This window comes from Cellulomonas sp. plas2 (assembly GCF_057221735.1).
In genome coordinates, this window is sequence record NZ_CM170155.1 from 3,524,608 (window position 1) to 3,548,846 (window position 24,239).

The 24,239-nt window shown below is 76.6% G+C and carries 23 protein-coding genes and 1 tRNA gene; 13 read left to right on the forward strand and 11 right to left on the reverse strand.

Features of this window, described 5'->3' with window-relative positions:
* The first annotated feature begins 51 nt into the window (after window positions 1-51).
* From AC2TDM_RS15665 to AC2TDM_RS15685, 5 genes are all read left to right on the forward strand, one after another.
* Entirely contained in the window at window positions 52-480 is a 429-nt protein-coding gene (locus tag AC2TDM_RS15665) for an organic hydroperoxide resistance protein (RefSeq protein ID WP_484635228.1), read from the forward strand.
* Window positions 481-592: 112 nt separating this feature from the next.
* Window positions 593-677: transfer RNA gene (locus tag AC2TDM_RS15670), tRNA-Ser, on the forward strand.
* Window positions 678-846: 169 nt separating this feature from the next.
* Window positions 847-2,418, forward strand: coding sequence for a DUF4153 domain-containing protein (locus AC2TDM_RS15675; RefSeq protein WP_484635229.1), 1,572 nt, complete (start codon window positions 847-849; stop codon window positions 2,416-2,418).
* Between the two features lie 68 nt (window positions 2,419-2,486).
* Entirely contained in the window at window positions 2,487-2,969 is a 483-nt protein-coding gene (locus AC2TDM_RS15680; protein ID WP_484635230.1) for a DUF2975 domain-containing protein, read from the forward strand.
* Window positions 2,969-3,184 carry a helix-turn-helix domain-containing protein gene (locus tag AC2TDM_RS15685; RefSeq protein WP_484635231.1) on the forward strand — a complete coding sequence of 72 codons (216 nt, stop codon included), beginning with the start codon at window positions 2,969-2,971 and terminating at the stop codon, window positions 3,182-3,184. Before AC2TDM_RS15680 ends, AC2TDM_RS15685 begins: the two co-directional genes overlap by 1 nt.
* Before the next feature lie 65 nt (window positions 3,185-3,249).
* Here the strand turns inward: AC2TDM_RS15685 and AC2TDM_RS15690 are convergent, their stop codons facing one another.
* The 3 genes from AC2TDM_RS15690 to AC2TDM_RS15700 are packed head-to-tail and all read right to left on the reverse strand — an operon-like array spanning window position 3,250 to window position 6,539.
* Window positions 3,250-3,642: a VOC family protein gene (locus AC2TDM_RS15690; RefSeq protein ID WP_484635232.1), complete on the reverse strand. Its 393-nt coding sequence runs from the start codon at window positions 3,640-3,642 to the stop codon at window positions 3,250-3,252.
* Between the two features lie 18 nt (window positions 3,643-3,660).
* Window positions 3,661-5,214 (reverse strand): serine hydrolase domain-containing protein, encoded by a 1,554-nt coding sequence (locus AC2TDM_RS15695; RefSeq protein WP_484635233.1) that lies wholly within the window; start codon window positions 5,212-5,214, stop codon window positions 3,661-3,663.
* A gap of 53 nt (window positions 5,215-5,267) precedes the next feature.
* Window positions 5,268-6,539 carry an MFS transporter gene (locus AC2TDM_RS15700; protein ID WP_484635234.1) on the reverse strand — a complete coding sequence of 424 codons (1,272 nt, stop codon included), beginning with the start codon at window positions 6,537-6,539 and terminating at the stop codon, window positions 5,268-5,270.
* Between the two features lie 127 nt (window positions 6,540-6,666).
* Between AC2TDM_RS15700 and AC2TDM_RS15705 the strand changes: the two genes are divergently transcribed.
* The 5 genes from AC2TDM_RS15705 (at window position 6,667) to AC2TDM_RS15725 (ending at window position 12,757) form a co-directional block, all read left to right on the forward strand.
* Window positions 6,667-7,560, forward strand: a complete 894-nt coding sequence (locus AC2TDM_RS15705; protein ID WP_484635235.1) for a LysR family transcriptional regulator — start codon at window positions 6,667-6,669, stop codon at window positions 7,558-7,560.
* 87 nt (window positions 7,561-7,647) lie between these two features.
* Complete coding sequence (locus AC2TDM_RS15710; protein WP_484635236.1) at window positions 7,648-7,926, forward strand: hypothetical protein; 279 nt, start codon at window positions 7,648-7,650, stop codon at window positions 7,924-7,926.
* A 195-nt stretch (window positions 7,927-8,121) separates the two neighbouring features.
* The gene (locus tag AC2TDM_RS15715; RefSeq protein ID WP_484635237.1) at window positions 8,122-10,032 is read left to right on the forward strand and encodes a penicillin-binding transpeptidase domain-containing protein; all 1,911 of its coding nucleotides are present in this window, start codon (window positions 8,122-8,124) and stop codon (window positions 10,030-10,032) included.
* A gap of 37 nt (window positions 10,033-10,069) precedes the next feature.
* Window positions 10,070-11,062: a LacI family DNA-binding transcriptional regulator gene (locus AC2TDM_RS15720; protein WP_484636482.1), complete on the forward strand. Its 993-nt coding sequence runs from the start codon at window positions 10,070-10,072 to the stop codon at window positions 11,060-11,062.
* Window positions 11,063-11,182: 120 nt separating this feature from the next.
* Window positions 11,183-12,757: an alpha-N-arabinofuranosidase gene (locus AC2TDM_RS15725; RefSeq protein WP_484635238.1), complete on the forward strand. Its 1,575-nt coding sequence runs from the start codon at window positions 11,183-11,185 to the stop codon at window positions 12,755-12,757.
* Window positions 12,758-12,808: 51 nt separating this feature from the next.
* On the opposite strand, the gene AC2TDM_RS15730 is transcribed toward AC2TDM_RS15725, so the two are convergent.
* Together AC2TDM_RS15730 and AC2TDM_RS15735 are read right to left on the reverse strand one after the other, a co-directional pair.
* Window positions 12,809-13,216: a GntR family transcriptional regulator gene (locus AC2TDM_RS15730; RefSeq protein WP_484635239.1), complete on the reverse strand. Its 408-nt coding sequence runs from the start codon at window positions 13,214-13,216 to the stop codon at window positions 12,809-12,811.
* The gene (locus tag AC2TDM_RS15735) at window positions 13,213-14,091 is read right to left on the reverse strand and encodes a hypothetical protein (protein WP_484635240.1); all 879 of its coding nucleotides are present in this window, start codon (window positions 14,089-14,091) and stop codon (window positions 13,213-13,215) included. Before AC2TDM_RS15735 ends, AC2TDM_RS15730 begins: the two co-directional genes overlap by 4 nt.
* A 69-nt stretch (window positions 14,092-14,160) precedes the next feature.
* Between AC2TDM_RS15735 and AC2TDM_RS15740 the strand changes: the two genes are divergently transcribed.
* On the forward strand, window positions 14,161-14,802 hold the full coding sequence (locus AC2TDM_RS15740) for a hypothetical protein (protein WP_484635241.1): 642 nt from the start codon (window positions 14,161-14,163) through the stop codon (window positions 14,800-14,802).
* Between the two features lie 96 nt (window positions 14,803-14,898).
* On the forward strand, window positions 14,899-16,419 hold the full coding sequence (locus tag AC2TDM_RS15745) for an MDR family MFS transporter (protein WP_484635242.1): 1,521 nt from the start codon (window positions 14,899-14,901) through the stop codon (window positions 16,417-16,419).
* Window positions 16,420-16,473: 54 nt separating this feature from the next.
* Here AC2TDM_RS15745 and AC2TDM_RS15750 read toward each other — a convergent pair whose 3' ends face one another.
* The 5 genes from AC2TDM_RS15750 to aceA all read right to left on the reverse strand — a co-directional run bounded on the left by AC2TDM_RS15750 (window position 16,474) and on the right by aceA (window position 21,012).
* Window positions 16,474-16,929, reverse strand: coding sequence for a DUF4395 domain-containing protein (locus AC2TDM_RS15750; RefSeq protein ID WP_484635243.1), 456 nt, complete (start codon window positions 16,927-16,929; stop codon window positions 16,474-16,476).
* Window positions 16,926-17,348, reverse strand: coding sequence for a thioredoxin family protein (locus AC2TDM_RS15755; RefSeq protein WP_484635244.1), 423 nt, complete (start codon window positions 17,346-17,348; stop codon window positions 16,926-16,928). Before AC2TDM_RS15755 ends, AC2TDM_RS15750 begins: the two co-directional genes overlap by 4 nt.
* Complete coding sequence (locus AC2TDM_RS15760; protein ID WP_484635245.1) at window positions 17,345-17,635, reverse strand: hypothetical protein; 291 nt, start codon at window positions 17,633-17,635, stop codon at window positions 17,345-17,347. Before AC2TDM_RS15760 ends, AC2TDM_RS15755 begins: the two co-directional genes overlap by 4 nt.
* A gap of 291 nt (window positions 17,636-17,926) precedes the next feature.
* Window positions 17,927-19,603 carry a malate synthase A gene (gene aceB / locus AC2TDM_RS15765; protein WP_484635246.1) on the reverse strand — a complete coding sequence of 559 codons (1,677 nt, stop codon included), beginning with the start codon at window positions 19,601-19,603 and terminating at the stop codon, window positions 17,927-17,929.
* 113 nt (window positions 19,604-19,716) lie between these two features.
* Window positions 19,717-21,012, reverse strand: a complete 1,296-nt coding sequence (gene aceA / locus AC2TDM_RS15770; protein WP_484635247.1) for an isocitrate lyase — start codon at window positions 21,010-21,012, stop codon at window positions 19,717-19,719.
* 451 nt (window positions 21,013-21,463) lie between these two features.
* On the opposite strand from aceA, the gene AC2TDM_RS15775 reads away from it, so the two are divergent.
* Window positions 21,464-22,870, forward strand: coding sequence for a helix-turn-helix domain-containing protein (locus AC2TDM_RS15775; protein WP_484635248.1), 1,407 nt, complete (start codon window positions 21,464-21,466; stop codon window positions 22,868-22,870).
* A 34-nt stretch (window positions 22,871-22,904) separates the two neighbouring features.
* On the opposite strand, the gene AC2TDM_RS15780 is transcribed toward AC2TDM_RS15775, so the two are convergent.
* Window positions 22,905-24,239, reverse strand: coding sequence for a hypothetical protein (locus tag AC2TDM_RS15780; RefSeq protein WP_484635249.1), 1,335 nt, complete (start codon window positions 24,237-24,239; stop codon window positions 22,905-22,907).

Below are 24,239 nucleotides of genomic sequence, written 5' to 3' on the forward strand. Positions count from 1 at the left end.
GGTTCGTCGACCCGGCGCCGACACCACCGGCGCCGCACGGGAGGAGAAGGCATGGCCGGCATCTACACCGCCGTCGCGACGTCGACCGGGGAGGGCCGCCGCGGCGGCCGCGCCACGAGCGACGACGGCGCCCTCGACGTCACCCTCGCGGTCCCCGCGGCCATGGGGGGTGCGGGCGGCGGCACCAACCCCGAGCAGCTCTTCGCCGCGGGCTGGGCCGCCTGCTTCCACTCCGCCCTGAAGTCGGTCGCCGCGGAGCGCAGGGTCGCCATCAGCGACTCGGCGGTCGTCGCCGAGGTGACGCTGCAGCGCGAGGACGGCGCGGTCGGCTACGGGCTGGGCGCCGCCCTGCACGTCGAGATCGGCGGGGTCGACCAGGCCACCGCCGAGTCGCTCGTCGAGCAGGCGCACCAGGTCTGCCCGTACTCCAACGCCACGCGGGGCAACGTCGAGGTCGCGCTGGACGTGACCGTCGGCTGACGCCTGCCCTGCCGCAGGCCCGTCGGGCCGCGGGTTCGGCGTGCAGCGCGCGCCCGCACCTCGGCTAGACTCCTGCCCGCGGTACGTCCGGCGACGGACGTGCGCGCGGCCTGGAGGATTCGCCTAGTGGCCTATGGCGCACGCTTGGAAAGCGTGTTGGTGTAACAGCCTCGGGGGTTCGAATCCCCCATCCTCCGCCGACGAGAGCCCGCCCGCGCAGGGATGCGCGCGGCGGGCTCTCGTGCGTCCGCGGTCGGGCGCCCTCCACACGACCTGCACAGACGTCCGCGATCCTCCCCACAGGTGCACAGGACCTGTGCGGGGACCGGGCCCACCGGGCGTCCCCGCCGTCCTAGCGTCCCGGGCATGGGAACCGCGCCGTCCTCGCCACCCGCCCGCCCGTCCGGCACCGCCTCCGGCTGGCAGCACGGACCATCGCCGGCGCTGGCGCCGGTGCCCGGGCCGTGGGGACGGGCCGTCGCCGACTTCTGGCAGAGGCACCGGCAGGCCCTGCCCGGACCGGTGCTGGGCGCCGCGGCGCTCGTCGGGACCGTCGGCGGTGCGGCCCTCGTCGACACGGAGGCGGGGCTCGGGCTGAGCCTGGTCGGGCTCGGTGTCCTCGCGTGCGGCGCGGGGGTGCTGCGGCGGCGCGGGCGGCCGGCGGACCGCGCCCTGCTCGGGCTCGCCGCGCTGCTCCTGGTCGTGCCGACCGTGCGGGACGCGGAGTGGGTCGTCGCGCTGAGCGTGCTCGCGGCGGTCGGGACCACGGCCGTGGCGCTGACCGGCGCGCGGACCGCCGCTGCGGCGGTGCTCGCCGTCCCCGCGGCCGCCCTGGGCACCCTGCGCGCCGGCCTCGCGGTGCGGCACACGGTCGGCGCCCTGGCCGGAGGGCGACGAGATGCGCTCCGCGCCGGGCTGCGCACCGCCGCCGTCACCGCCGTGCTGCTGGGCGTGTTCGGCGCACTGCTCGCGAGCGCCGACGCCGTGTTCGCCGCGCTCCTGCCGCGCGCCGACCTCGGGCTCCTGCCGGCGCGCGTCGTCGTGGGCGTGCTCGTGGGGCTCGTCGCGCTCGCGGCCGGCCACCTCGTCCTGTCGCCGCCGTCCTGGCCGGCGACGCACGCGAGCCCACCCCGGCGGGCCACCGCCGGGTGGCTGGTCCCGGTCGTCGCCCTCGACGCGCTGCTCGTGGCGTTCGGGCTCGTCCAGGTGGCGACGGCGATCGGCGGCCGGTCGTTCGTCGAGCGGACCGCAGGCCTGACCTACGCGGAGCACGCGCGCTCCGGCTTCTTCCAGCTCGTCGCCGTCACCGCGCTGACGCTCGTGGTCGTGGCCGTCGCCGCGCAGCGGGCGCCTCGCGCGACGGCCCGGGACCGCCTCGTCAGCCGTGCGGCGCTCGGCCTGCTCTGCGTCGCGACCCTCGGCGTCGTCGCCGTGGCGCTGCAGCGGATGGGCCTGTACGTCGACGCCTTCGGGCTCACGCGGCTGCGTCTGCTCGTGCTGGTGGCCGAGGTCGCGCTGGCGGTGGTCCTCGCGCTCGTGCTCGTCGCCGGCGTCCGGTGGCGGGGGGCGTGGCTGCCGCGGGCGGCGGTGGCCGTCGCGGGGGCGGCCGTGCTGTCGTTGGGGGCGCTCGACGCCGACGCCCTGGTGCTGCGCCACGACGCCCGCGCCGACGCCCCCCTGGACGCGGTCTACCTGCAGGACCTGTCCGACGACGCGGTCGTCGCGGCGGACGGCCTGGCGGAGCCGCTGCGGACCTGCCTGCTGGTGTCGGCCGCCCGGGCCCGGGATCTCGACGGGGCCGGACGGACGCTGACGACGAGCGACGACGGCTGGGCCGCCTGGAACCTCGGGCGGGCACGGGCGGCCGAGGTGCTCGGCGACATCGTGCCCCCGGCCTCCGCCGCCGTGTGCCGCCAGGTGCTCGGCGGCGACGACTGAGGGGCGCCGCCGCGTCGCCCACCATCGTTCCTATTGACTTCCGATAGATCAGCACTGATCCTCGATGCATGATCGTCACGCAGCGGGCCGTCGTCGCCCTCCTCCGCGCCGCCCTGGTGGTCCTGTTCGGGGTGCTCGTGCTGTTCCAGGTGATGTCGCTGCCCGGACAGTTCCGCTACATGGCCGAGCAGGACCCCGAGATGGCCTACCTGCGGTGGCCCGCGACCGCGGTGACCGTCTTCTGGGTGCTGTGCGTGCAGGTGGTGCTGGTGGCGACCTGGCAGCTCCTGACCCGGGTGCAGGCGGACCGCATCTTCACCGAGTCCTCGATGCGGTGGGTGGACGTCATCGTCTGGGCGGTGGCGGCCGCATGGGTCGTGCTCGTGCTCGTGCTCGGGTACGTCGGGTTCAACGCCGACGACCCCGGCCTGCCGCTCCTGCTGTTCCTCCTCACGGTCGGGGTGGCCGTGCTCGGGCTGGTGCTCGTGGTCATGCGCGCGCTGCTGCGCCAGGCCACCGCGTTGCGCACCGACATGGAGGCGGTGATCTGATGCCGATCGTCGTGCGCATCGACGTCGAGCTCGCCAAGCGGAAGATGAGCGTGGGCGAGTTCTCCGAGCGCGTGGGCCTGACGCCGGCCAACGTCGCCGTGCTGAAGAACGGGCGCGCCAAGGCGGTCCGGTTCAGCACGCTCGAGGCCATGTGCCGCGTGCTCGGCTGCCAGCCCGGGGACCTGCTCGAGTGGGTGGACGACGAGGAGGCGTGAGCACGCCCCGGCCCCCCAGGCCCCGGCGGCGACCACCACCGGACGGCCTCACCCGCCGGGCGTCCTCACTCCCGCGGGGACAGCACGCAGAACTCGTTGCCCTCGGGGTCGGCCAGCACCTCCCACGGGGCGTCCCCCTGCCCGATGTCCACGCGCCGAGCACCGAGGGCCAGGAGCCGGGCGATCTCGGCGTCGCGGTCGTCGGAGGTGTGCGGCGCCAGGTCGAGGTGGAGCCGGTTCTTGCCGGACTTCGCGTGCTCGACCGGCACGAAGACGAGGCCCGGCGGCACCCGCTCGAAGGGCAGCTGCTCGGTGAGCTCCCGCGCCCAGGGCGGGACGACGACGCTCTGGGTGTCGTCCTCGAACATCACCTCCCACCCGAGCACCTGCCGCCAGAAGTCGGCGAGCGCCCGGTGGTCCTGGGACTCGACGACGGTGGTGTACCAGCGCAGCGCCATGCGTCCTCCTCCGGGCCCTCAGCCGGCCGCGACCGGCAGCGGGCGCTGCATCGTCCTGAGGTCGAGCTGACCCAGGGGCTTCGTGTGCCAGGTGGTGCTGAACCGGCCGGTGGCACGGTCGGCCTCGACGCGCAGCCGGTGCGGCGTCTCCAGCAGCGCGACCTCCAGGACGACGCGCCCCTCGTCGGGCGTCCCGAGGGCCACCGCGACCGCCGGCCGGTCCGCCACGGGTTCGGTCACGGCCCAGGCCCCGATCCCGGCCTCCGCCACCCAGGAGTCGCCGTCGAGGGTCGCCTCGACCGCCCAGCGCTCCCCCGCCCGGCGCAGCTCCAGCCGCTCGAGGCGCCCCGGGGCCGCCGCGGTGAAGACGCCCTCGTCGGGCTCCGCGGTGACCTCCGGGACGGGCAGCGCCAGGCCGGCGAGCCGCTCCGCCAGCGCGGCGGCCGCGGCGGACGGCTCCGCGGCCACCGCACGGTCCTCGGGCGCCTCGCCGAAGGACGGCAGCAGGTGCGTCCACACCGCGTCGAGCACGCCCTGCATGTCCTCGGTCGCCGCCGTCGTCACGACGACCGCGTCGTGCTCCGGCAGCACGAGGCAGAACTGCCCGAAGGCGCCGTCGCCGCGGAAGCCGTGCCGGGAGCGCCAGAACTGGAAGCCGTAGCCGCGGGCCCAGTCGCCGTCGCCCTCCTGCGCACCCTCCTGGGCGCCCTCCGGCGCGCGCCCCTCGACCGTGGCCACGTGCGGTCGGCTCGCGAGCGCGACCCAGCCCTCCGGCAGCAGCCGGCGCCCGTCGTGCAGCACGCCCTCGCGCAGCAGCAGCTGCCCGAACGCGGCGACCGACTCCGTCGTCAGGTGCAGCCCGCTGTAGCCGAGGTCCTGGCCCGCGGGCCGCTGCTGCCACGCCCCGACCGTGATGCCCAGCGGGGCGAACAGCCGCGGGACCAGGTACTCGGTGAGCGTGACCCCGGCGGCGCGTTGGACGATCGCCGCGAGGGCGTAGGTGCACGGCTGGTTGTACGTGAAGAGCGTGCCGGGGTCCCGCTCCGGCGGGAGCAGCAGGAACCCCCGGACGAGGTCCTCCGGGCTCGCCTCCCACGCCCGGTCCACCGTCTCCGCCTCGTGGCCGCTGGCCATCGCGGCGACGTCGCGTACCCGCATCGCGCGGCTGCGCGGGTCCGTCACCTCGGCGTCGAGCTCCGGGAAGAAGGACAGCACCGTGGCGTCCAGGTCGACGAGGCCCTCGTCGACCGCGAGGCCCAGCGCGGTGGAGGTGAAGGACTTGCCGAGCGAGTACAGGAGGTGCACGCGGTCCGGCGAGTAGGGCGCCCACCAGCCCTGGGCCGCAACCTGCCCGTGCCGCAGCACGACGAGCGAGTGCAGCTCGACACCGCGCGCGGCGACGTCGTCGAGGAAGGCGGCCACGCCCGCGGGGTCGACCCCGACGGCCTCCGGGGTGCCCGCACGTGGGAGCCCCGGCGCGCCCGCCGGACCGCCCGGAGCCGGCCCGCTCGTCGTCCTCGTCGTGCTCGTCGTGCTCGTCGTCGCCGCTGCGTCCGTCCCCGTCGTCGTCACCTGCCCATCCGACCACCCGGCACCGACACGGTCCAGCGCCGAGGGTCCGGCGGTCACCGCCGGACGGCGCGTCCCCCGACGACGACCAGCGCGAGCAGGGCGGCGACCGCGACGGCGAACCCGGTGACGACCGCGGGCAGCGGGACGACGAGCGTCGCCAGGCCCATGGCCAGCGCGGGCACGACGAGCCCGAGGTAGGCCGACAGGAACAGCGCGGCCGGCGCCTCCCCGCGGTGGGCGGCGTCCGCCGCGGCGGAGACCGTCGCGACGGCGGCCGAGAACACGGCGCCCGCCCCGGCGCCGGCGGGCACCGCGGCGACGACGAGCACGCCGACCGAGCCGGTCTGCACGGCGAGCACGAGCAGCGCCAGGCCCACGGCCTCCACGAGCGCGCCCGCCACGGTCCGCCGCGTCGGGACGAGCCGCACCGCCAGGACCTGCGCGGTCGCGGCCGCGACGAAGACGACGGCCACGACGACGCCGGCGACCCCGGGCGCCGCGTGCCCCAGCGCCGCCGCCACGAGGCCCGGCGCCAGCGAGGTCGACAGGCCGAACACCGCGAACGCCGCGAAGGCGCCCCCGGCCACGAGCGCGAACACCGCCCGGCCGCCGTGGTCCGCGCGCACGCGCTGGGGCCGGTACGCGGGCCGCGGCCGGACGACGCGCACGGTCTCGGGCGTCGCGAGCACCGCCACCAGGGCCGCGACCAGCAGCACCGCGAACACCGCGTACGGCGTCCGCAGCGGCGAGGGCGCCCACGTCGCCAGGGCGCCGCTGACCAGCGTCCCCAGCCCCAGGCCGCCGAGGTTCGCGGCGGTGGAGACCAGCTCGAAGCGCCGCCGGGAGGCGCCAGGCCGGTGGGCCGCGTGCAGCTCGGCCAGGTGCGCGGTGGCCGCCGCGGTCAGCGCCCCGACGCCGAGCCCCGTCAGCGCACGGGCGACGAGGAGCACCGGCAGGGACGGCGGCAGCAGGAACAGCCCGGCGGCGACGAGCTCCAGCGCGAGCGCCGGGACCAGCAGCGTCCGGCGGCCCCACGTGTCCGACAGGTGCCCGACGAGCACGAGCCCGACCGCCACCCCGACCGCGTACACGGCGAACACCACCGTGACGGTGAGCGTCGAGAAGCCCACGGCCGCCTGCAGCAGCGGGTACAGCGGGGTGGGGACGGTGGAGAAGGCCAGCGCGACGGCGAAGGCGGCGGCGACGACCCAGAAGCCGCGCCCGTGCCGTGTCGAGCCGGCGGCAGGGCCCGGGGGCAGCGGGGCGGCGTGCCGGCGGGCGGACGCCGGCGCCGGTGCGGTTCGGGGGTGCAGGTCGACGGTCATGGCGGTTCCCCTTCCGGACGTCCCGCGGCAGTCCCCGTCGCGGTGGTCTCGAGCGTGCGCCGAGGAGCACCATCGCGTCCAACGACCGTTCGCGCTCGACCTCATCGCGACGCGCGATGATGAGCCCGTGGAGCTACGACAGCTGGGGTACTTCGTCGCCGTCGCAGAGGAGCGGCACTTCACGCGCGCGGCCCAGCGGCTGCACGTCGTGCAGTCGGCCGTCTCCGCCGGCGTGCGCGCGCTGGAGCGCGAGCTGGGTGCGTCCCTCGTCGACCGCGCGACGAGCCCCGTCTCCCTCACCGAGGCCGGCACCGCGCTGCTGCCGCACGCCCGGGCCGCCCTCGATGCGGCCGCCGAGGCGCGCGACGCCGTGCACGAGATCCGCGGCGGGCTGCGCGGGACCCTTCGCGTGGGCACGCTGACGTCGGTGGCCCTCGTCGACCTGCCCGCGGCCCTCGGCGCGTTCCACCGGCGGCACCCCGGGGTGGAGCTGCGGCTGACCGCCTCCGCGGCCGGGTCGCGCGGGCTCGTCGAGGCGCTGGCCGAGCGGCGCCTGGACCTGGCGCTCGTCTCCATCCCGGGGCCGCCGCCGCCCGGCCTGCGGCTGCTGCCGCTGGCGGGCGCGCCGCTGGAGCTCGTCGTGCCGGTCGACCACCCGCTGGCGGGGCGGGCGTCGGTGACGCTCGACGACCTCGACGGCGCCGACGTCGTCGACTTCCCCCTCGGGTACGGCAACCGCGCCGTGACCGACCGCGCCTTCGACGCGGCCGGGCTGCACCGGCACGTCGTCGTGGAGATCAGCGACCTGCGCACGGGTGCCGCGTACATCCGGCAGGGCCTGGGGGTGGGGCTGCTGCCGGCCTTCGTGCTCGACGACGTCGAGGGCCTGCACCGGGTGCCCGTCACCGGCGCCGACCTCGTCTGGCCGCTGCAGCTGGCGGTGCCCGTGGACCGGCCGGTCGGCCGCGCGGCCCGGGCGCTCGTCGAGCTGCTGGTCACGGCCGCGGCGTCGACCTCCTGACGGGTGCCCGTCCAGCACGTGGGACCGCCCGGACGGACGTCACCCGTTCGGCTCAAGGTCCCCCGGACGGGTGCCGATGGAGCGCGCATGGACGTGAACACGCACCCGGACTTCGTCCGGACCTACGCGGACATCAAGAACCGCTTCGGTGAGGACTGGGCCAAGCGCTACGTGCTCGTGGCGCCGCTCATCACGGACGACCCGCACAGCGCGCTGCGCCGGGCGTTCCTCAAGGGCCTCGCGGCGAACGCCGCCGCCCAGCCCCGGCTCGAGGCCCACTGGTGGGCCACGTGCGAGCGCATGCTCACGGACCTCGCCGTCTCGGTGGTCGCCGAGGCCGAGGCCCTGCTCGCCCCGCGCACCTGACCCTCGGGGCCCACCTCCCCGGTCCCCCGGCCGCCCCGCCGTGTCGGCGGTCCGTGGCAGGCTGTCGGCCGCCGCACGAGCGGCGCGGGCAGCGAGGGAGTGCACGTGGACCGGGGTCGATCGGACAGGTCGCGCACGGGGGCCGGTCACCGGCACGGCCGTCGGTGGCACGGCCGCCGGTGGGCGCCGGCCGGCGTGGCCGCGGCCCTGGTCGTCGCCGCCCTGACCGCCTGCTCTCCCGACCGCCCGGCGCCCGACGCGGCCGTGGAGGCGCTCGCGGACGCGCTGCGCACCGGTGAGTTCGACGAGGTCGTCCTCGCCGACGGCGTCACCACGACGGCCGCGGCCGAGCAGCGCGAGGCCGTCTCCGCCGGTCTGGGCGACCGGGACCCGCAGGTCGAGGTGACGGACGTGACCACGTCCGACGAGGACGAGGACGCCGCGACAGCCGCCCTCACCCTCACCTGGGACCTCGGCACGGCCGAGCCCTGGACGTACACGAGCACGGCCCGCCTCACGCGCGGCCCCGGCGACGAGGACCCGTGGCAGGTCCGGTGGTCGCCGTCGCTCCTCGTGCCCGACCTCGTCGAGGGCGAGGCGGTGTCCCTCCAGCGCGAGACGCCGGAGCGCGCCGACGTGCTCGGCGCCGACGACGCGGTCATCGTCGAGGACCGGCCGGTCGAGCGCGTGGGCATCGACAAGACGCTCGGCGACGCGGCCGCCGTCGACGCCGACGCCCGCACCCTGGCGGCTGCCCTCGGGCTGGACCCGGAGGCCTACGCGGCCCAGGTGGCGGCCGCGGGGCCGAAGGCGTTCGTGCAGGCCATCGTCGTGCGGCAGGGGGACCCGGCCTACGACGTCGCCGCCCTCACCACGCCGACGACCGCCCGCGCGGTCGCCGACACCCTGCCCCTCGCGCCGACGCGGGCCTTCGCGCGGCCCGTGCTCGGGACGGTCGGGGAGGCGACGGCCGAGGTCGTCGAGGCGTCGGACGGCGCGGTCGTCGCCGGGGACACGGCCGGCCTGTCCGGGCTGCAGGAGCGCTACGACGCCCAGCTGCGCGGCACGCCGGGCCTCGTCGTGCAGGTGACGTCCGCGGACGGGGCCGCCGTCCGCGAGCTGTACCGCACCGACCCCGTCCCGGGGGAGCCGCTGCGCACGACGCTCGACGTCGACCTGCAGACGCTGGCGGAGGGGCTGCTCGCGGACGTGGAGCCGGCCAGCGCCCTCGTGGCGCTGCGACCCTCGACGGGTGACGTGCTCGTGGCCGCGTCCGGGCCGGGCTCGGGCGGGCTGTCGACGGCGACGCTCGGCCAGTACCCGCCGGGGTCGACCTTCAAGGTGGCCTCGGCGCTGGCGCTGCTGCGCACGGGTGCCACGCCGGAGACCGTCCTGGCGTGCCCGGCCACGACGACCGTCGAGGGGCGCGAGTTCCGCAACTACCCCGACTACCCGGCGTCCGCCCTCGGCGACGTGCCGTTGCGGACGGCCTTCGCGCAGTCCTGCAACACCGCCTTCATCGGCGCGGCGGCCCAGGTCCCGCAGGCCGCGCTCGCGGAGGCAGCCGACGCGCTCGGCCTGGGCACCTCCGGCGACCTCGGGTTCGACGCGTTCCTGGGGGACGTCCCGTCGGAGGCGTCCGGCACCGACCACGCCGCGTCGCTCATCGGGCAGGGCCGCGTCCTGGCCTCGCCGCTGGGCATGGCGACGGTGGCCGCCTCGGTCGCGGCGGGCCGGACCGTCGTGCCGCGGCTGGTGGTGCCGGCCGAGGGGCAGACGGAGGGGCAGACGGAGGGGAAGACCGCGAACGCGACGCCAGCGGCGGGCGCCGCGCTCACCGCGGCGGAGGCCGCCACGCTCGCCGACCTCATGCACGCGGTCGTCACCGAGGGCGGCGGGGGCGTGCTGGCCGCGGTCCCGGGCGCACCGGTCGCCGCCAAGACGGGCACCGCGCAGTTCGGCACCGGTCCGGAGCTCCAGAACCACGCGTGGATGATCGCCACCCAGGGCGACCTCGCCGTGGCCGCGTTCGTCGAGGTCGGCGAGTACGGCTCCACGACCGCAGGGCCGCTCGTCGCCTCCTTCCTCACCGCCGCGGGCTCCTGACGGTCCCCGCCGGCAGCCGGGGACGACCGTGGTGACGATGCAGGACGTGGCGCGCGCCGCCGGCGTCTCCGTCATGACGGTGTCGAACGTCGTCAACCGCCGGCCGGGCGTGCGCACCGAGACGCGCGAGCGCGTGCTCGAGGCCGTCGGCCGCCTGGGCTACGGCGTCAACCTCGCCGCGCGGAGCCTGCGCCAGGGCCGGACGAACCTCGTCGGCCTGGCGGTCCCCGAGCTCGACGTCCCGTACTTCGGGCACCTCGCCGCGCTGCTCGTGCGGAGGGCCGCGAGCCAGGGGTACGAGGTGGTCGTCGAGCAGACCGGCGCGACCCGCGAGGAGGAGCTGGCCGCGCTCGTCAGCTCCCGCGTGCGGCGCTACGACGGCCTCGTGCTGTCGGCGGTGCAGCTGTCGGAGGCGGACTCCGAGCTGCTGCACGGGGACATGCCGGTCGTGGTGCTCGGCGAGCGGCGCTACGACCGACCCGTCGACCACGTGACGATGGCCAACGTCGAGGGCGCGCGGGACGCGGTGGCGCACCTCGTCGGGCGGGGCTGCCGGCGGGTGGCCGTGCTCGGGGCGTCACGCGGGGACGTCGTGGACGCCTCCGGGCAGCGCACGCAGGGCTACCGCGAGGCGCTCGCGGCCGCGGGGATCGCGCCCGACCCGGCGCTCGAGCGGCCGGCGGCATACAGCCTCCAGGGCGGCCGCGAGGCGGTCCACCGGCTGCTCGACGAGGGGGTCGCCGTCGACGGGCTCTTCGCGCACACGGACCTGCTCGCCCTCGGCGCGGTGCGCGGCCTGGCCGACCGCGGGCTGCGCGTGCCGCAGGACGTGCGCGTCGTCGGGTTCGACGACGTGCCGTGGGCCGCGCACGCCGTGCCCTCGCTGACGACCGTCGCCCCGGGGCACGACGAGATGGTCGACGCCACGCTGCGGCTGCTCCTCGGCCGCATCACCGGGCAGCGCGGCCCGGAGGAGCACGAGCGCGTGGTCGCCCGGCACCGCCTCGTCGTCCGGGAGTCCACGGCCTGACACTGCCCGCTCCTTGCGGGGCGACCGGGCGGTCTGTAACGATAAAAGAACAGGGCGACGACGAGGCCGCGAGGGCCCGTGTCGTCGCCGGACGGACCCGACGCCGAGGAGCACCGCCGCATGACGAGCACCACCCCCACCCCCGCGGGTACGAACGCCGGGCCCGGCACGGGCGCGGCGGTCGCGCTCCGCGCCGTCGTCGACCTCGACGTCGCCGGGCCGACGATCTCCCGGCACCTGTACGGGCACTTCGCCGAGCACCTGGGCCGGTGCATCTACGGCGGCTTCTGGGTGGGCGAGGACGCGGAGGTCCCGCACGAGGGCGGCATCCGCACGGACGTCGTCGAGGCGCTGCGCGCCCTGGACATCCCCAACCTCCGCTGGCCGGGCGGCTGCTTCGCCGACGAGTACCACTGGGAGGACGGGATCGGCCCGCGCGAGCAGCGCCCGCGCATGGTGAACACGCACTGGGGCGACGTCGTCGAGAACAACCACTTCGGCACCCACGAGTTCATGGCGCTGTGCGAGCTGCTGGGCACCGAGCCCTACGTCTCGAGCAACGTCGGCTCCGGCTCGGTGCAGGAGATGAGCGACTGGGTCGAGTACCTCACGCGCGGCGACGACTCCCCCATGGCCCGCCGCCGCCGGGAGAACGGCCGCGACGAGCCATGGCGGGTGCGGTTCTGGGGCATCGGCAACGAGCCGTGGGGCTGCGGCGGCAACCTGCGCGCCCCGCAGTTCGCGTCGCTGGCCCGCCAGTACGCCACCTACGCCCGCAACCACAACGGCAACGAGCTCTACCGCATCGCGGCCGGCGCGAACGCCGAGGACTACGCCTGGACCGAGACGCTCATGCAGCAGGTGACGACGGGCCTGGGCGACCGGCAGCCGTCCGACCTGTTCCAGGCCGTCTCGTTCCACTACTACACGATGTCCGGCGACTGGGGGCACAAGGGCTCCGCGACGGAGTTCTCCCCCGACGAGTACTGGACGACGATGCGCAAGGCGTACCGCGTGCAGGAGCTCGTCGCCGGGCACGTCGCCGTGATGGACGCGTATGACCCGACGAAGAAGGTCGGCCTCGTGCTCGACGAGTGGGGCACGTGGTGGGACGTCGAGCCCGGCACGAACCCCGGCTTCCTGTACCAGCAGAACACCATGCGCGACGCCCTCGTCGCGGGCCTGCACTTCGACGTCTTCCACGCCTTCGCCGACCGCCTGCACATGGCGAACATCGCGCAGACCGTCAACGTGCTGCAGGCGATGCTGCTCACCGACGGCGAGGCGATGGTGCGGACGCCGACGTACCACGTGTTCGAGATGAACAAGGGGCACCACGACGCCACGGCGCTGCCGGTGCACACGGTCGGCGAGCGCGCCCGGCACGCCGCCGACGAGGGCGAGGTCGACACCGTCTCGGTCTCCGCCTCGACGAAGGACGGGCACGCCCTGGTCTCGCTCACGCACCTGGACCCGACGACGAGCGCGCGGGTCGAGCTGTCGCTGCGCGGTGCGGCGGTCGGCACGCCGGAGGCGCGCGTGCTGGCGGCGGACGACGTCGCGGCGCACAACACGGCCGAGGCCCCGGACGCCGTCGCGCCGCGGACGCTCGAGGGCGTGCGGGTGGAGGACGGCGTGCTCGTCGTCGAGCTGCCGCCGGCCTCGTTCGCGACGGTCCGGCTGCGGCTGGTCTGAGCAACCCGTCGCGACGACCGGTCGACCCGACCGACCGGCGGGCGACGATCGTCAGCCGGTGACGAGGCGGTCCTGCGGTGCCGGGAGGCGTCGCAGGGCCGCCTCGACCGCGTCGTGGGCGTGCGCGTCCGGCAGGCCGAGCTGGCGGACGACGACCGCCAGCCGGTCGGCGGCGTCCGTGAGGTCCCGGTCGGACAGGCCGGCGGGCGCCGTGCCGGGCGGCGGCGCCTGCACGACCGTCCCGTGGCGGCCGGCGGCCCGGACCCAGCCGTCGCGCGCGAGCACCTCGTAGACCTTGCCGACGGTCCCCCGGGCGAGGTCGAGGTCGGCGGCGAGGTGGCGGATCGGCGGCAGGGCCGTCCCGGGCGCGAGCTGCCCGGAGACGATGAGCCGCTCGATCTGCGCCCGGAGCTGCTCGGAGACCGGCAGCGGCAGGTCCGGGTCGACGCGGACGATCACGCCGGGGCCGCGGGGGCCGGTGCGCCCGCGGCGCGGGCGGACGGCGGCTGCCACGACCGCGGCGGTCGCGGCGCCGCGCGGTGCAGCAGCACCACGGCGCCGACGAGGCCGCCGAGGCTGAGCAGGCCGAGGACGACGTCGGCGACCCCGTCGTCGGGCGCCCCCACCGCGCCCGGGAGGACGAACAGCACCCACGTGAGGGTCAGCACGGCCGCCGCGAGCTCCAGCCGGGCGACCGAGCCGGCCGCGAAGGCGCGCAGCCGGTCGTCGAGCCGGGCGACGTCCGGCGCCAGCACGGGCCGGCGCCGCCCGACCACCCGCGCGCGCGTCAGCTCCGCCACGGCGACGACGACCGCCCCGACCAGGCCCGTGAGCAGTGCCGACACGCCTCGCCCGGTCGCGAGCACGACCACGCCGGCGACGAGGGCGAGACCGACCAGGACCCGCGCGGCGGTGACGAGCCGCGGGTGCGGCGGGGCCGCCCGGGGGGCGAGGGAGGCGGTCACCGCGCCGCCGGCCCGGGTCCGCGGCAGCCGCGTCCCCTCGGCGACGAGCGCGCCGACGAGGACCCCCGCCACCCCGCAGAAGAGCACGTCCGCGAGCGGCGAGTGCTGCCCGACGCCGAACCCCACGCTCGCGTACCAGCGGACGCCGACGACCACGGCGAACGCGACGCCCACGAGCCCGCCGAGGCGCCGGTGCCGCCGGTGCCGCTCGAGGTGCCGCGCCAGCACCGCGGCCTCCGCCGGCGGCAGCGCGCCCACGCGCGTCCCCGCGAGCCAGGCGACGTCCCGGTCTGACGCGTGCACCCGTGCCACGCCGAGCGCAGCCGCCGCGAGCACGGCCACCACCACCAGCACCGCGAGCACCGCCACCGCGCCCCACCTCCCCTTCGTCGCGACGCCGGTCTTCCGGTTGTCCCATTGGCACAGTACGTTGTGCCAATGACGACGACAAGCCCCGACCGACCCGGGCGCGAGGGCACCGACGCCGCGCTCGACGCGCTGGTCCCCCGCTCGCGCCCCTGGCACCGCGTGGTCGGCGGGCTCGCCGCCGTCGGGCTGCTGGCTGCCGCGTGGGTGTCGCCCGCGGTGCTGCGGCCCTCCCTCGACGGCCGCGACGGCGCCGGCGGCGTCACCGTCCCGCTGCCCGGCGACGAGGTCCTCCAGCTGACGCTCGTCACGCCCGAGGCCCTGACGCCCTTCACCGTCGAGGCGGTCGGGGACGTGCCGGGCGCGCACGTCGTGGATGCCTGGCTCGTCACGGGCGAGGCCGTCTCCGCCCTCTCCGCCCGGGTCGGCGCCGGTCGGCCGGCGGACGCGGAGGAAGCCCTCGCGGCGGTCCCCGGCCTGGCCGACGCAGCGCTGCCGCAGCGTGTCCCCGCGCGCTCCGGCGAGGTGGGGCTGCTCGTGCACTGGGCGGTGGACGACTGCGCGCTGGCGCTCGCCGAGGACGTCCCGACGCCTCCGCTGGTCCACGTACGCACCGTCGTCGGGGCCACGCTGCAACGTCCGCTCCCGGGCCTGGCGGGTCTCGACCCGACGGTGCTCGAAGCCGCCGAGGGCCCGGCCGCATGCGGGCGGTGACGACCGTCACCGCGCCCGAGGCCCCGCCGATGAGCTATCGCCTCGACGCGTGTCGGTAGCGGGGACGAGACTGGCGGCGGACCCGAGGAGCACCCCATGCACGAGCACGCCCCGACCACGCCCGCCGGCGCCCCCGACGCCGCGGCCACCGGCCTCAGCCCGCGCGACCGCCTCGCCGTCGCCCTGCTGCTGGTCTCGACCTTCGTCGTCATCCTCAACGAGACGATCATGGGCGTGGCGCTGCCGCGCCTCATGTCCGACCTGGGCATCGACGCGTCGACCGGGCAGTGGCTGACCACCGCCTTCCTGCTGACGATGGCCGTGGTCATCCCCGTGACGGGGTTCCTGCTCAAGCGGCTGCCGACGCGGACGGTGTTCCTCGTCGCCATGTCCCTGTTCTCGCTCGGCACGGCCGTGTGCGCGCTGGCGCCCGGCTACCCGGCGCTCCTCGTCGGGCGGGTGGTGCAGGCCGGCGGCACCGCGATCATGCTGCCGCTGCTCATGACGACGGTCCTCACCGTCACGCCGCCGGCGGCGCGCGGCCGGACGATGGGCAACATCTCCGTCGTCATCTCCGTGGCGCCCGCGCTCGGCCCGACGATCTCCGGGCTCATCCTGTCGGTGCTCGACTGGCGGTGGATGTTCGGCCTCGTGCTACCCATCGCAGTGGCCTCGCTCGTGCTGGGCGCGCTGCGCATGCCGAACGTCTCCGAGACCGGGCACGCGCGGGTGGACGTCCTGTCCGTCGTGCTGTCGGCGCTGGCCTTCGGGCCGCTCGTCTACTGGCTGTCGAGCCTCGGCGAGGGTGGCGGCGCCGGCGCGTGGACGGCCTTCGGCGTCGGCGCCGTGGCGATGGTCGCGTTCGTCGCCCGGCAGCTGCGGCTGCAGCGGACCGGCGAGCCGCTGCTGGACCTGCGGGTCCTGGCGGTGCCCAACTTCCGCATCGGCGCGCTGCTCATGGCCGTCATGATGATGTGCCTGTTCGGGACCATCATCCTGTTCCCGATCTACGCCCAGCAGGTGCTCGGCGCCACCACGCTGACCACCGGCCTGGTGCTCCTGCCCGGCGGCCTCCTCATGGGCCTGCTCGCGCCGACCGTCGGGCGCCTGCACGACCGCCTCGGCCCGCGACCGCTCCTCGTGCCGGGCGCGCTCGTCGTCAGCGCCGCCCTGTGGGGGACGACGCTGCTGGGCGAGGGCGGTGCGTTGTGGCAGATGCTCGTCGTGCACGTCCTGCTCTCGGCCGGCCTGGCGCTGGTGTTCACGCCGCTGTTCACGGCCTCGCTCGGGGCGCTGCCGGCGCCGCGCTACGCGTCCGGCTCGGCCGTCGTGTCCACGGTGCAGCAGGTCGCGGGGGCGGCCGGCACGGCGCTGTTCGTCAGCGTGCTCGCGGCACGGTCCGCGGCGCTCGCCGGGGACGGCAGCACCGAGGTCGGTGCGCTGGCCGGGGGCATCCACGCGGCGCTCCTCGTGGGCGCGGTCATCTCCCTGCTCGCCGCGCCGGTGGCGTTCTTCGTCCGCCCGGTCCCGTCGGGGCCCGGCCCGGACGCGCACGCGCTCGACCAGGCGCCCACGGCCGAGGGCGAGCCCGCACGCGCCGCAGCGCCCCTGCACTGAGCCGGGTCGGGACGACCACCGCGACGACCGACCGCCGCGGCCGCCGGGCCCGGCTCAGGCCGGGGCGCCCCGGCCGCCGTGCGGACGCCTGCGCAGGCGGGCGATCAGCAGGTACAGCTCGCACCCGAGGCACAGGTCGAAGGCGGCGTTGAGGAACGCGGCAGCGAGCGCGCACCCGACCGCGACCAGGCCGACGACCGGCGCACCGAGCAGCAGCGCGAGCAGCCCGACCAGCGCGAAGACCAGGCCCACGGCCTGCGCGAAGCGCGGGGGCCGGGGGTCCTCCAGCTCCGCCGGCGGGCCGAGCCGGGCCCGCACGGCGCGGCGGAACAGCCAGGAGTACGGCGTGCGCGTGACGCCGCCGATCGCGCCGACGGCGAACACCACCGTCTGCAGGGCGAGCAGCCAGACCCAGCCCGTCACGAGCACCAGCGCCAGGACCACGGCCGTCAGCGCCGCGGCGAACCGCGGCCCGCGCGGGTCGACGCCACCGACCGACCCCGCCGTCACGCCGCCACCTCCAGCGCGTCGAGGCCCGCCCGCAGCTCGGGCAGGCGCGGCACCCCCGACACCCGGTGGACCACGCGACCGGCGGCGTCGAGGACGAGCACGGTCGGGGTGCGCATGACGGACAGCCGCCGGGTGAGGTCGAGGTGCTCCTCGGCGTCCAGCTCGACGACGCGCACGTCGTCGTCGTGCAGCGGGGCGAGCAGGCGGCGCGTGGCACGGCACGGGGAGCACGCGACGGACGAGAACTGCACGACCGTGGCGCGGCGCCCGAGCCCGCCGACCTCGTGGGCGGCGAGCGCGTCCGCACCCACGACGTCCCGCACCCGGCCCGAGCGGCGCGCCCGCACGACCCCGGCGACGGTGGCCATCGCGAGCACGACCACGACGACCGCCAGTCCCACGAGCGGGTCGCCGGTCACGAGGCCCTCCGGGTGAGCGAGACGCGCGCACCGCGGACCCACGGCGCCAGCTCCTGCGCCATCTCGCGCAGCACCTCGCCCAGCTCGACGAGCTCGTGGTCCTGCGGGTAGCCGGCACCCTCGGGCACGTCGAGGACGACCGACACCGCGCGCTCACCGCCGCCCGATGGGGCCACACGGCGCAGGCGGGCGTCGTCGGGGACGACCGCCGCGGGCGGGACGGACGCGACCCGACGGGGCGACGGCACGGGGGTGCCGGCGGGCCGGGGGACGGGGGTGCTGCTCATGGCGGGCTCCGGGGCGGGGCGAGGGGTGCCGCGAGGGCGGCGGGGACGACGGGCTGTGCGGGTCTGCGAGTGCTCAGCGAGACCGATGACAGCGCGTGCGGCGGGCCGTGCGGCGATAGGCCCCCGTCGTCGCGGGCGCACGGAGGCCGGCCATGACGGCGGCGATCGGCGTGCGCATGCCGCCGATCATGCCGTCACAGCCGGCCCCGTACCACCCCGATATCACGTGATGGGCACGTGACGGGCACCACGACGGCGTCCTCGACCGCCGTGGTGCCCGTCACCGCGGGATCAGGCCCGCGACACGAGGTGCTGCGCGTACGCCGCCACGGTGAGGAAGGTCGGGAACTCCTCCCCGAGGGCGACCTCCCGGAACAGCTCCGCGGCCTCCTCCACGCGGTCCCCGGCGCTGCGGGGCAGGCCGGCGACGACGTCGGCGAGCACGCCCTCCACGTGGGCGCGGGTGATGCGGTGCCCCTCCGCCGTCGCCACGCCCGCGTGCAGCCACTGCCACACCTGGGAGCGCGAGATCTCCGCCGTCGCCGCGTCCTCCATGAGGTCGTCGATCGCCACGGCGCCGAGCCCGCGCAGCCACGCCTCGAGGTACCGCACGCCGACGCTGACGTTCGCGCGCAGGCCCGCGTCCGTCACGGCCCCCGGCTCGCACCCGCCGGCGCCCCGCACGTCGAGCAGGTCGCGCGGCCGCACGTCGACGTCCTCCCGCAGCCGGTGCCGCTGGTCGGTGCGGCCGCCGAGCGCCTCGTCGAACACGGCCCGCGCGACGGGCACGAGGTCGGGGTGCGCCACCCACGTGCCATCGAAGCCCTGCCCGGCCTCGCGCTGCTTGTCGGCGCGCACCTGCGTCATGGCCCGCTCGGTCACCTCCGGGTCCCGGCGGTTGGGGATGAAGGCGCTCATCCCGCCGATGGCCTGCGCGCCGCGCCGGTGGCACGTGGCGACGAGCAGCTCGGAGTACGCCTGCATGAAGGGCACCGTCATCGTCACCCGCGACCGGTCGGGCAGCGTGAACCGGCCACCGCGGTCGCGGAACGTCTTGATGATGCTGAACAGGTAGTCCCAGCGGCCGGCGTTCAGCCCCGCGCAGTGGTCGCGCAGCTCCCAGAGGATCTCCTCCATCTCGAACGCGGCCGTGATGGTCTCGATGAGGACGGTCGCGCGGATGGTCCCGTGCCGCAGCCCCAGGTACGCCTCGGTGAACCGGAAGACGTCGTCCCAGAGCCGCGCCTCGCGGTGGCTCTCGAGCTTCGGCAGGTACAGGTACGGTCCCCGGCCGCGCTCGACGAGCTCGCGCGCGTTGTGGAAGAGGTACAGCCCGGCGTCGACGAGGCTCGCGGAGGCCGCCCGGTCGTGCCCGGCGCGGTCCGTGACGACGAGGTGCTTCTCCGTCAGGTGCAGCCCGCGGGGGCGGAAGACGATCGTCGGCGTCGTCGGGCCGACGCGGTACTCCTTGCCCTCGGGGCTGGTGAAGTCGACCTGGCCGCGGATGGCGTCGTACAGGTTGCCCTGACCCGTCACGACGTTGGCCCACGTCGGGCTCATCGCGTCCTCGTGGTCGGCGAGCCAGACCTGCGCGCCGGAGTTGAGCGCGTTGACCGTCATCTTGCGGTCGGTGGGCCCCGTGATCTCGACGCGCCGGTCCTCCAGCCCGGGGCCGGGGCCGGCCACGCGCCACGTGCGGTCGGCGCGGATGTGCGCCGTGAGCGGCAGGAAGGCCAGGTCCTCCCCGTTGGAGACCGCGTCCCGCCGGCGCTGGCGGGCCGCGAGCAGCTCGTGACGGGTCGTCGCGAACCGGGCGTGCAGGTCGCCGAGGAACGACAGCGCCTCGTCGGTGAGGATGCGCGGCGTGTCCGGCAGGGCGGGCCCGACGACGGCGAGGGCCGCGTGCGGAAGGAACCGCGTGCGGCTGGGCGAGGCGGTGGACGTCGGTCGGGGCGTGGTGGTGGTCATCTCGGGGCTCCTCAGCATCACGGGGCATCACGGGGGCACCACGGGCGCGGACGAACCGCGGCGCGGGTGCGGGACGGGTGGACGTCGGGGTACGAGGGACGGCACGACGGGGGTCAGTGGGCGAACTGCGCCGTCTCGGTGGAGCCCGCGAGCGCGAGGGTGGCGCTGGCGGGGTTGAGGGCGGTGGCCACGCGGTCGAAGTAGCCGGTGCCGACCTCGCGCTGGTGCCGCGTGGCGGTGTAGCCGCGCGCCTCGGAGGCGAACTCGGCCTCCTGCAGCGCGACGTAGGCGGTCATGCCCTCACGGGCGTACCCGTGCGCCAGGTCGAACATCGAGTGGTTGAGGGCGTGGAAGCCGGCCAGGGTGATGAACTGGAAGGCGTACCCGTGGCCGGCCAGCTCCCGCTGGAACCGCGCGATCTGCTCGTCGTCGACCGCCGCGCGCCAGTTGAAGGACGGCGAGCAGTTGTAGGCGAGGAGCTTGCCGGGGAACCGCTCGTGGATCCGCTCGGCGAACTCGACCGCGAGCGCGACGTCCGGCGTGGCGGTCTCCACCCACAGCAGATCGGCGACCTCGGCGTACGCCATGGCGCGGGAGACGACCGCGTCGAGCCCGGGCCGCACGCGGTAGAAGCCCTCCACCGTCCGCTCGCCCGTGCAGAACTCGGCGTCGCGCGGGTCGACGTCGCTGGTCAGCAGGTCGGCGCCGAGAGCGTCCGTGCGGGCGATGACGACCGTCGGCACGTCGGCGACGTCCGCTGCCAGCCGCGCCGCGTTCAGCGTGCGCACGTGCTGCGACGTCGGGACCAGCACCTTGCCGCCCAGGTGCCCGCACTTCTTCTCCGACGAGAGCTGGTCCTCCCAGTGCACGCCCGCCGCTCCGGCCGCGATCATCGCGTGCATGAGCTCGTAGGCGTTGAGCGGGCCGCCGAATCCGGCCTCCGCGTCCGCCACGATCGGCGCCATCCACTCCCGCGTCGGGCGACCGTTCTCCGCGACGTCGATCTGGTCAGCCCGCAGCAGCGCGTTGTTGATGCGCCGCACGACGGCCGGCACGGAGTTCACGGGGTACAGGGACTGGTCGGGGTACGTCTGGCCCGACGAGTTGGCGTCGGCGGCGACCTGCCAGCCCGACAGGTAGATCGCCTCCAGACCCGCCTTCACCTGCTGCACGGCCTGGTTGCCCGTGAGGGCGCCGAGGGCCGGCACGTGCGTGCGGCTGTGCAGGAGCTCCCACAGGCGCTCGGCCCCGCGGCGGGCCAGCGTGTGCTCCTCGCCGACCGACCCGCGCAGCGCGACGACGTCCTCCGCGGTGTGGGCGCGGGTGATGCCGGCCCAGCGGGGGTCGGTGTCCCACTGCGCGGCCAGCTCGAGCGCGGTCTGGGTCCGGTCACCGGTCTGCGTGCTCATCGGGTGCCTCCGTCGGCTGCCCCGGCGTCCGCCGGGTGGTTCGGGGTGGTGCACCGGCGTCGGTGCCGGCACAGCAAGAGTGGGGTCGCCGCGCCGCTTCTTCCCGGCCCGGGACGGCGGAAGATCGGCCGTCCTTCTCCTCGACAGAAGGGGTGGGCGCTGCCACCGTTCTGCCATGCCGACGACGACGACGCGCATGCCCGGCCCCGTGCCCACCACCCGGCCCACTCCTGCGCAGCCCACCGCTGGACCCACCCCGACCCGTGCCACGCGCGCCGCGCGGCCCGCGACCCTCCTCCCGGCGGCGCCGGTGCCGCCGGGTCGCCTGACCACCCCGACGCGGGGTCGCCCCGCCCCCGCACCCGACCGTGCACCCGATCGCACGACGAACCGTCCGCCCGACGAGCCCGCCGCAGGTCCAGGGCTCGACACGCTGGTCCTGGGTCGGCGCGTGCGGCACCTGCGCACCGCGCGCGGCATGACGCTCGAGGACCTCGGTACCGCCATCGGGCGCGCGCCGTCGCAGGTGTCGATGCTCGAGAACGGCCACCGCGAGCCGAAGCTGTCCCTGCTGCAGACCATCGCCGAGGCCCTCGGCGTGCCCCTGGCCGAGCTGCTCCGGCCGGAACCGCCGAGCCGACGGGCTGCCCTCGAGGTCGAGCTCGAGCGCGCCCAACGGGGTCCGCTGCTGTCCTCGCTCGGCGTGCCCGCCGTGAAGATCGGCCGTTCCGTGCCGTCCGACGCGCTGGAGGCCCTCGTCGCCCTCCAGGCCCAGGTGCGGCGCCTGCTGACCGAGCGCGCCGCCACGCCGGAGGAGGCCCGGCGCGCGAACGCCGAGCTGCGGCGGCAGATGCGCGCCCGCGACAACCACTTCCCCGAGCTGGAGGAGCACGCCCGCCGGCTGCTGGCGGCCGTCGGCCACGAGGGCGGGCCGCTGAGCCAGCGCGCCACCGCCGACATCGCCGCGCACCTGGGCTTCACGCTCCACCACGTGAGCGACCTGCCCCACTCGACCCGGACGGTGACGGACCTCGCGCACGGCCGCATCTACCTGCCGCAGCACGGCCTCGGCGCGTCGGACTCACGATCCCCGCTGCTCCAGGCCCTGGCGAGTCACGTGCTCGGCCACGGCGAGCCGGACGGGTACGCCGACTTCCTCCGCCAGCGCGTCGAGGCCAACTACATGGCGGCCGCGCTCATGCTCCCCGAGGCCGGCGCCGTGCGGCTGCTCAAGGAGCAGAAGGCCGAGCGACGGGTGTCGGTGGAGGACCTGCGCGACGCCTTCGCGGTGCCGTACGAGACGGCGGCCCACCGGTTCACCAACCTCGCGACGCGGCACCTGGACATCCCGGTGCACTTCATGAAGGTCCACGAGGGCGGCACGCTGCACAAGGCGTACGAGAACGACGGCGTGCGGTTCCCCAGCGACCCCCTCGGCGCCATCGAGGGCCAGCCCGTCTGCCGGCAGTGGACGGCGCGCGTGGTGTTCACCCGCGAGGACCGGTTCAGCCCGTACTACCAGTACACCGACACCTCGTCGGGCACGTTCTGGTGCACCTCACGCGTGCAGCCGTCGTCGCAGGGCGCGTTCTCGGTCAGCGTCGGCGTGCCGTTCGCGCACGTGCGCTGGTTCCGCGGGCGGGAGACCCCGGAGCGCTCGGCCTCGCGCTGCCCGGACCCCACGTGCTGCCGCACCCCGCCCGACGAGCTCGCCGCCCGCTGGTCGGACCGCGCGTGGCCCAGCGCCCGCCCGCACTCCTCCCTGCTGGCCGCCCTGCCCGTCGGCGTCTTCCCGGGCGTGGACACCACGGAGGTGTACGAGTTCCTCGACCGCCACGCACCGCGGCACCAGGGGTGAGCCGCCGAGCGGGGACGCGACGGGCGGCGTCGGGTCAGAGGTAGCCGCCGGGCAGGGGCCGGCCGTCGTCGACCGGCGCGCCGGCCCCTGCGGTCGCCGTCGCGGCCGGCACGTCCTCGGCGGGCGCGCGCGGCGCCGGCACCGCACGCGCCGCTGGCACGGGCACGGGCACGGACACGCGTGCGGACACAGACGCGGGGGCGGCCGGCTCCGACGGCGGACCGTCGAGGAGCAGGCGGACCGGCTCACCGTCGCGGGCGACCGCGAGCCAGAGCCGCGCCGTGACCGGGCACCGCACGGCCCGCACGACGAGGCCCGCCAGCGCCGCGGCGCCCTCCACGGCAGGGCCGAGCGCCACACGGGCGGGCCGCAGGTGCCGCGTGGCGTACACCTGCGCGGACACGCCGTCGAGGACCGAGCGCTCCCAGCACGCGCAGGCGATGGCGTCGTCGTCGCCCGTGACGAGCGCGACGGCGTCCGGCGCCGGGACGCGGACGGCCCGCACGCGGCGCCGCAGCCGGCCGAGGACGCGCTCGTCGGCGTCGCCGCGCGGGGCGAGGGGCCCCAGCACGACGGTCCAGGGCAGGGCGGGCACCCAGCGCGCGACCACCGCGGCCCACGCCGCGCGGTCAGGGACCCGGCGGGCGCAGGCCGCCACCAGCAGGGCCGCACCCGCGGCGTCGTCCCGGCCGCCGAGCCGGGCCGCCGCGTCGGCGACCATCCGCACGCGCTCGCCCGTCGTCAGGTCCGTCTCGGCGACGACCTCCGCGGCGACGCGCGCCGACTCCGCGACGCCCGGAACGTCAGCCGCCGGCCGGCCGGACAGGACGGCGACGAGCAGCCGCACCAGGACGGGCGTCGACCGCACGCCGTGCTCCCGCACGAGGGCGCGCCACGCCTGGTCAGCCAGCTCGTGCTCGCGGCGCTGCTCGGCCGCCGCACCGACGAGCCACACCCACTCCCGCGCCGCCTGCCCGTGCAGGGCCGACCCTGCGGCCAGCAGCCGCGGCAGGGCGGAGGCGTCCGTGCCGAGCGCCGCGACCGCGGCGAGGTCCACGAGGCCCGCCCAGTCGACCGGCGCCTGCGCAGGCCCGTGGCCGGCCTCGCGCAAGGCCGCCCGCGCCGCCCCCGGCCGCCCGCCGAGCAGCTCCGCCCGCGCGCGCAGCACGGCCGCGTCGGCCTCCGCCGCCCGCAGCACGGCGACGAGCTCGTGGTCACCCGCGGTCACCGCGCCCGCCGACCAGGCGTCGAGCTGAGGCGCGCCGGCGACGAGGGCCGCCGAGACCGGTCCGCCCACCGAGCCGTCCACGGGCACGCCGTCGTGCGCAGCGGGCGCGGCAGCGGGGCCGGGGAGCAGCACGTCGGTCAC